We start from the raw sequence: 7,422 nt of genomic DNA, 5'->3' as shown, positions 1-7,422 counted from the left end.
GGCATGGCGGCCTGTCGTTCCCGATATTGCTCGACCCAACGACGCAGCGCCGTCGGGCCAATACCCATCATCCGGGCCGCTTCAGGCGGGGAATGCCCCGCCTCGACCACCAGTCGGACCGCTTCGGCCTTCAGAGCCGACGAAATCTTCTTGTATCCCATGGATCACCTCGCAGGAGATTTTGCTCCTACTCGGTGGTCCAGAAATACCCGGACACTACAGCTCTGCGCGCGACAGCTTCTTGCCAAGCGCGGCAGGCCCTGACGCTCCTCGCGAAAGACTGTCGCGCGCAGGGCGCGCTCCTACGAAGCGGAAGGGCCCGCGTAAAAAGAAAACCCCGCCATGAGCGGGGTTTTCTTTCCTCAACCGCCCGGAGGCGTCATCGGCGTGAGTTCGAATTCCTTCGGCGGCGTGCCGCCGGCGAGGTAGCGCACGAAGTAGTCCCAGCGACGGCGCGTCATGTACTGCGTCGCGGCGGCGTAGCCGTGGCGGGCGTTCGGGATCATCACGAGGTCGAAGTCCTTGTTCGCCTTGATCAGCGCGTCGACCACGAGCAGGGTTTCGTACGGCGGGACGTTGTCGTCCGAGGTGCCGTGCGCCAGCATCAGGTGTCCCTTCAGGCCCGACGCCCACTTCTGGTTCGCCTGATCGTCGTAGTTGGACTTGCCGTCCTTGTCCATCACGAGCAGGCCCTGCCACTTCTCGGCCCAGTCGTCCTCGTAGTTGCGGTTGTCGTGGTTGCCCGACTCCGAGATGCCGACCTTGAACGTATCGGCGTAACGGAACATCGCGGTGGCCGTGGCGTTGCCGCCACCGGAATGACCCCAGATGCCGACGCGGTTACCGTCGAGCCACGAGTACTTCTTCACCAGCTGCTTCACGGCCGCGACCTGGTCGGGCAGCGTGTTGTCGCCGATGTTCTGGAAGTACGCGTCGTGGAACGCCTTCGAACGCAGCGGCGTACCCATGCCATCGACCGCGACGACGACGAAGCCGAGCTCGGCCAGGGCCTGGTTGTCGCCGTGCGACGGGATGAAGCTGCGCGTGCGCACGGAGCCCACCTGCGGGCCGGGGTAGATGTAGACGACGAGCGGGTACTTCTTCGACGCGTCGAAGTTCGTCGGCTTGAACATCTGGCCGTAGAGATCGGTCTTGCCGTCGCGCGCCTTCACGGTGAACGCGGTCGGCGGCACCCAGCCCTTCGCCTTCAGGCGCGAGATGTCGGCACGCGCGATCTCCTTGACCGTCGTGCCGTCGTTCGCGCGACGCACGACGGCGACCGGCGGCGTATCGATGGTGGAGTACGAATCGAAGAAGTACGTGCCGTCCTTCGACATGGACACGGTGTGATCGGCGTTCTCCGGCGTCAGCAGCGTGAGGCCCTTGCCGTCGAAACCGACCTTGTAGAACTGCTGGTAATACGGATCGACGCCCTTCTCGCGACCGACGCCGCGGAACCAGATCGTCTTCGTCTTCGGATCGATGCGCAGCACCTGGGTGACGTTCCAGTCGCCCTGCGTGATGGCGTGCTCGAGCTTGCCCGTCTTCAGGCTGTACATGTACAGGTGGCCCCAGTTGCTCCGTTCGGAGAACCAGATCACCTGGTCGGTCTCGGGCACGTACTGCCAGTTGGCCATGTCGTTGCCGCCTTCGAAGTAGGTCCTGGCCTTTTCTTCGAACACGGTGCGCACGTCGCCGGTTTCGGGATTCGCCACGCGGAACCACTCGTGCGTATGGTCGCGCGCGGTGGAGACGAAGGCGATGCTCTTGCCGTCGGCGGACCAGCGCACGTCGTCCCACACACCCGGGCTGCACGAGATGTCGTCGCAGATCGTCGAGCGGTGCTGGTCGGCGGGCATCTTGAAGCGGACGAGCTTCTTCGTCGGCACGTCGATCACGACGCGCTCGATCATGGTCACGTCCTTGTCGCCCGGCAGCGGGTATTTCCACGTGTCGACCTTGGGATGGCCGACATTGACGCTGACGAGGGTCATCTCGCCCGTCTTGCGCTGATCCTGCTGGAACGTGGCGATCTTCTTCGAATCCGGCGACCAGACGAGGATCGCCTCGTCGGTGTGCTTCCAGCCGGCGTTGTCGGTGGCGTAGCCGTAATCCTTGACGCCGTCCGTGGTGAGCTGCGTTTCGGCGCCCGACGCCACATCGCGCACCCAGAGGTTCCAGTCGCGGATGAACGCCTCGGATTTGCCGTCGGGCGACTTCAGGCCCGGCTCGTCGCCGTACGGCTTGCCGTTCGCGTCCTTCTTCACCGCGGCGAGCTCGCACTTGCCGACGGCCTTGTCGCAGACGTACTGCTTGCCGCGCGAGGTGATGTCGATGCCGTCGTCCGGGCGCACCACGAACGAGGTGACCGGCAGCTTCGCCGCGTCGACCTTCTTGCCGGTCGCCGCGGAAAGCGCCGCCGCGACCTTGTCGCGATCGAACGCGCGCGTCGCCTGGCCCGTCGCCGCATCCACGGTGAGAAACTGGTCGCCGTCCTTGTCGTGGTCGCGATACCAGAAGTGGCCGTCGTCGATCCAGGTCACGCGCTGGACCGAGTGGTCCACGAGCGGCGCGGTGTTGTTGGAAAGGAACGAGTCCGCCCGGCGGTAGTCGTCCGTGGTGACGGTCTGCGCCGAGGCGCCTGCCCCGATCAGGGCGAGAAGGACGGCGCCGGTCAGCGCCGTGTTGCGTTTGGTCGACATCTAGAGTCCCCGGTGACGGCAGGGCGGCGCGGAAGGCGCCGCAAACCGGACGAGGCTAGCCCCCACCGGACGACGGGGCCTATGCCAGAGGTCACGGTTGCCCGCCGATCACCCCCGCTGGGGCCCGGTACGGAACCTCCGGCCCTGCCGCTCGACCATTTTCAGGGCCAGGGCATCGGGGACCAGCTTGAAAAGGGCCTTGATGAACCGGTTGACCCGACCGTTCACGAGCACCGCCTTTCCCGCCTCCACGGCGTCCATGCCCTGGCGCGCCACGGTGGCCGCATCCATCCACATGAACTTCGGCATCTTCGAGACCAGCTCGCGCGATCCGGTGACGTCGTGGAACTCGGAATACGTGAATCCGGGGCAGACCGCGGTCGTGTGGACGCCGGCGGCCTTGCCTTCCAGCGCCAGCGACTGTGAGAAACGGATCAGATAAGCCTTCGACGCGGCGTACAGCGTGTGCCCGGCGGAGCCGGGAACGTGGCCGGCCAGCGAGGCCACGTTGACGATGCGTCCATATCCGCGCGCCTTCATGCCGGGAAGCAGCCGCCAGGCGAGCTCGGTCGGCGCGGTCATGAGCACCTGGATGAACGCCGCATGCGTGGCCCACGGCTGCTCCTCGAAATAACCCGGCACACCATAGCCCGCGTTGTTCACGAGGACGTCGATCGAGAGGCCCTGCGCATCGAGCGCGGCGACCAGCGCCTCGGGACCGTCGGGACGGGCGAGGTCGAGCGGTGCGACGATCACGTCGATCTGGTGACGGTCGCGCAACTCGCGCGCCAGCGCCTCGAGCCGGTCCGCGCGGCGCGCGGTGAGGACGAGATCGTGACCGCGACGCGCGAGTTCGCGCGCGAAGGCTTCGCCGATGCCGGCCGATGCGCCGGTGATCAGCGCGCGACGATGAGCTGTCATGGACATCCCCGTGGTGGAAGCGTGAGCGACAAGTATGCGCCGCATCGTCCTGAATGAACGGTTGCCGCGTGTGTGCAACGCTGCCACGCGTCTTTCACGGATCGCTGCACCCCGCAACGGCGAAGCTGGAGGTCCTACGAACGACTTCATCGAAGTCACCAAGGAGCCCAAGACGATGAGCAGCAGCACCGAACACGACATCAAGGTCCTGAACAACCTTATCGAGACCACGATCGACAGCGCCGAGGGCTACGGCGAGGCGGCGAAGGACGCCGAGAACACCCGCTACGCCGCCACGTTCCAGTCGCGCGCCGCGGAGCGTCGTCAGGTGACGCAGAAGCTGCAGCAGCAGGTTCGCGCGCTGGGCGGCAACCCGGAAGACGACGGCACCGTGCTCGCCAAGGCGCACCGCATGTTCGTGGAACTCCGCGCGAAGATGAGCTCGAAGGACGACACCGCGATCGTCGACGAAGTCGAGCGTGGCGAGGATCACATCAAGGCGAAGTACGAAGACGCGCTGAAGGACACCGACGTGACCGCCGGCACGCGCTCGCTGATCAACGAGGCCTATGTCTCGGTGAAGTCGGGGCACGACCAGATGCGCGATCTCAAGCACGCGCTGCATGGCACGAACTGATCGAGATTGATCCAGCGGAACGAAGACGGGGCCACACGGCCCCGTTTTTTTTGCGTGACGCATGGGCCCGATGGCAGGGCCCGAGCGTGGCGTCATTTCACCGACTGGTTCGCCGCCTGTTCGATCAGCGCGGCGACTTCCTTCGGGTGCGACTGGTAAACGGAGTGGCTCGCGCCCTGCACCTCGATCGTGTGGCTGTTCGCGCGCTTCGCGTACATCCGCTCGAGATCGGGATTGATGATGCGATCGGCCGTGGCCACCGCGTACCAGCTCGGCTTGGTCTTCCAGGCGGGCTGTCCCGCCGGCGCCGCGAATACCGAAGCCGCGGTGAGGGCCTGCGCGTTCGCCTCGAACCGTGCCTGCTGCGGCGAGAGGTCGGCGGCGAAGTCGGCCGGGTACTTCGCCGGGTCGAGGTACAGGAATCCATCCGCCGTCTTCCGGATGTCCGGCGTCTTGCTGGTTTCGCTGGGGTAGCGCTTGCCGTTCGACACCTCGGTCTCGCCCTGATCCAGCGCGTGCGCCGCGATGTAGACGAGGCCGACCACTTTCGGGTCGTTGCCGACGTCGGTGATGATCGCGCCGCCGTAGCTGTGGCCGACGAGGATCACGGGTCCCTCCTGCATGTCCACGATGCGCTTCACCGCGGTCACGTCGTCGGCGAAGGAGGTGAGCGGGTGTTCCGCCACGGAGACGTGGTAGCCATCTTTCACCAGGATGTCGTAAACCGGCTTCCACCCGCTGCCGTTGACCCAGGCGCCGTGCACCAGCACGATGTCCTTCACGGGCGTCGCGGCCATGGCGGGGGCGACGAAGGCGGCGGTGGCGAGGGCCAGGGCCATGGAAGCGATCAGGGATTTGCTTTTCATCGGAGCGTTCCGCTGGGTGGGGATGAGGTAGGAACAGCCTACGCCCGCGTGGTGGCCCGATTTATGAAGTTATCAGCGCGCATTTATCGGGGATCGCGATGAGGCCGTTACCGACCGACTTGCTTCGCAGTTTCGTCGTGGTGGCCCGCACGGGCAGCTTCACCGTGGCGTCCGAGCATCTTTGCCTGTCCCAGTCCACGGTGAGCCAGCACGTGCGCAGGCTCGAAGACCTCGTCGGCGTGCCCCTATTCGACCGCGACACGCGGAACGTGCGGCTATCGCCGCAGGGCGACACCTTGCACCGTTATGCCCTGCGCATCCTCGACCTCATGGACGAGGCCATGACGAGCGTCTGTGGTCCACCGCTCAGTGGAACCGTCCGCGTCGGGCTACCCGAAGATTTCGCGTCGTCGCGACTGGCCGCCGCGCTTGCCAGCTTCGTGCAGCGCAATCCGGAGGTCGAGCTCGTCATCACCACGGGGCTCAGCGGCGAGCTGTTCCGCGGACTGAGCGAAGGCCGCCACGACCTCGTGTTCGCCAAGCGCCTGAGCGGAAGCCGGCGCGGCTACGTCGTCCGCACCGAGCCGCTTCACTGGTGCGGCAGCGCGACGGCGCCGCGCCCCGTCGGCGAAGCGGTGATTCCGCTGGCCGTGCATCCCCAGCCAAGCATCTCGCGCGAGCGCATCTTCGACGCGCTCAACGCCGCCGGGCGCCCCTACCGCATCGCCGTCGTGAGCAGCAGCGTGCTGGTGGTCCATGCCGCGGTCATGGCAGGCCTCGGCATCAGCGCCTTCACCGGCTATGCGATGCCCGAAGGTCTCGCGCGCGTCGAAGAGGATCTTCCGGACCTCGGCGTCATGGAATACGTCATCGACCGCCAGGCGTCGCTGTCCGATGCCGCCGAGGCTCTCGAGCGCGTACTGGTGGATGCGGCCCGGGGATTCTAGAACGCGATGGTTGGAGCGGACCTGGCCGCGATGCTTTCGGAGCCGGGCGGGACAGGTCCTGTGGCTTTGTCGCGAAGAGCCGTCGCGGCCGGGTCCGCTCCTACCGGAGGGCTGTTGGAGCGGACCTGGCCGCGATGCCTTTGGAGCCGGGCGGAACAGGTCCTGCGGCTTTGTCGCGAAGAGCCGTCGCGGCCGGGTCCGCTCCTACCGGAGGGCTGTTGGAGCGGACCTGGCCGCGACACCTTTGGAGCCGGGCGGGACAGGTCCTGTGGTTTTGTCGCGAAGAGCCGTCGCGGCCGGGTCCGCTCCCACCGGAGGGCTGTTGGAGCGGACCTGGCCGCGATGCCTTTGGAGCCGGGCGGAACAGGTCCTGTGGCTTTGTCGCGAAGAGCGGTCGCGGCCGGGTCCGCTCCCACCGGAGGGCTGTTGGAGCGGACCTGGCCGCGATGCCTTTGGAGCCGGGCGGAACAGGTCCTGTGGCTTTGTCGCGAAGAGCGGTCGCGGCCGGGTCCGCTCCCACCGGAGGGCTGTTGGAGCGGACCTGGCCGCGATGCATTTGGAGCCGGGCGGGACAGGTCCTGTGGCTTTGTCGCGAAGAGCCGTCGCGGCCGGGTCCGCTCCTGCAGGCGGGGCTGCGGGAACGAAAAAAGCCCGCGACTGGCGCGGGCTTTCGATTCTGCGAGGTTTCCGGCTACTCAGAACGGGATATCGTCGTCGTCGAAGCCTTCGTTGGCCGGCGGTGCCGAGCGCTGGGGGGCGCTGCCGCCGCGGGACTGGCCGTAGTCGTCGCCGCCGCGCTGCTGGCCGCCACCGAAGTTGCCGCCGCGCTGACCGCCACCGCCGCCGCCCCAGTTGCCACCGCCCTGGCCGCCGCCACCGCCGTAGCCGCCGCCACCCTGGCCGCCGCGCGCCTGCTGGGAACGCTGGCCGCCCTGACCGCCGCCGAAGCCGCCGCCTTCGCCGCCACCGGCCTGACCGCCGAGCATCTGCATCTCATTGGCGATGATGTCGGTGGAATAGCGCTCGACGCCGTCCTTGTCGGTGTACTTGTCGGTGCGCAGCGAGCCCTCGATGTAGACCTGGCGGCCCTTCTTCAGATACTCACCGGCGATCTCGGCAAGCTTGCCGAACAGCTTCACGCGGTGCCATTCCGTGCGCTCCTGCTTCTCGCCGCTCTGCTTGTCGGTCCAGGCTTCGGACGTGGCGATGCGCAAGGACGTGATCGCCGTACCGCTCCCGGTGTAACGGGTTTCGGGATCCGCGCCGAGATTGCCGACGATGATGACCTTGTTGATGCCGCGTGCCATGGATTGCCCTCGTGTACGTGTCGTCTGGCGCAGGCCAGACCT

General features: G+C 66.7%; 6 protein-coding genes. 2 read left to right on the top strand and 4 right to left on the bottom strand.

Annotated features, from left to right (window positions below):
• Positions 1–362: 362 nt before the first annotated feature.
• Complete coding sequence (locus BMY69_RS04435; RefSeq protein WP_090175530.1) at positions 363–2,702, bottom strand: S9 family peptidase; 2,340 nt, start codon at positions 2,700–2,702, stop codon at positions 363–365.
• A gap of 108 nt (positions 2,703–2,810) precedes the next feature.
• Positions 2,811–3,623: an SDR family NAD(P)-dependent oxidoreductase gene (locus tag BMY69_RS04430; RefSeq protein ID WP_090175528.1), complete on the bottom strand. Its 813-nt coding sequence runs from the start codon at positions 3,621–3,623 to the stop codon at positions 2,811–2,813.
• Between the two features lie 175 nt (positions 3,624–3,798).
• Between BMY69_RS04430 and BMY69_RS04425 the strand changes: the two genes are divergently transcribed.
• Positions 3,799–4,260, top strand: a complete 462-nt coding sequence (locus tag BMY69_RS04425) for a PA2169 family four-helix-bundle protein (RefSeq protein ID WP_090056600.1) — start codon at positions 3,799–3,801, stop codon at positions 4,258–4,260.
• Positions 4,261–4,352: 92 nt separating this feature from the next.
• Here BMY69_RS04425 and BMY69_RS04420 read toward each other — a convergent pair whose 3' ends face one another.
• Positions 4,353–5,126, bottom strand: a complete 774-nt coding sequence (locus tag BMY69_RS04420) for an alpha/beta hydrolase (RefSeq protein ID WP_090175527.1) — start codon at positions 5,124–5,126, stop codon at positions 4,353–4,355.
• A gap of 119 nt (positions 5,127–5,245) precedes the next feature.
• Here BMY69_RS04420 and BMY69_RS04415 point away from each other — a divergent pair, with 119 nt between their 5' ends.
• Positions 5,246–6,073 (top strand): LysR family transcriptional regulator, encoded by an 828-nt coding sequence (locus BMY69_RS04415; protein ID WP_255364454.1) that lies wholly within the window; start codon positions 5,246–5,248, stop codon positions 6,071–6,073.
• A gap of 695 nt (positions 6,074–6,768) precedes the next feature.
• Here the strand turns inward: BMY69_RS04415 and ssb are convergent.
• A complete protein-coding gene (gene ssb / locus BMY69_RS04410; protein WP_090175524.1) occupies positions 6,769–7,380 on the bottom strand; it encodes a single-stranded DNA-binding protein in 612 nt (203 codons plus the stop codon).
• Positions 7,381–7,422: the final 42 nt, after the last annotated feature.

This window comes from Luteibacter sp. UNC138MFCol5.1, assembly GCF_900110505.1.
Classification (GTDB): domain Bacteria; phylum Pseudomonadota; class Gammaproteobacteria; order Xanthomonadales; family Rhodanobacteraceae; genus Luteibacter.
This window is presented reverse-complemented; position numbering and strand designations above follow the sequence as displayed.

Excerpts from the sequence above, each read along its gene's own strand:
- BMY69_RS04435 (WP_090175530.1), bottom strand. The coding sequence starts at position 2,702 with ATGTCGACCAAACGCAACACGGCGCTGACCGGCGCCGTCCTTCTCGCC.
- BMY69_RS04430 (WP_090175528.1), bottom strand. The coding sequence starts at position 3,623 with ATGACAGCTCATCGTCGCGCGCTGATCACCGGCGCATCGGCCGGCATC.
- BMY69_RS04425 (WP_090056600.1), top strand. The coding sequence starts at position 3,799 with ATGAGCAGCAGCACCGAACACGACATCAAGGTCCTGAACAACCTTATC.
- BMY69_RS04420 (WP_090175527.1), bottom strand. The coding sequence starts at position 5,126 with ATGAAAAGCAAATCCCTGATCGCTTCCATGGCCCTGGCCCTCGCCACC.
- ssb (WP_090175524.1), bottom strand. The coding sequence starts at position 7,380 with ATGGCACGCGGCATCAACAAGGTCATCATCGTCGGCAATCTCGGCGCG.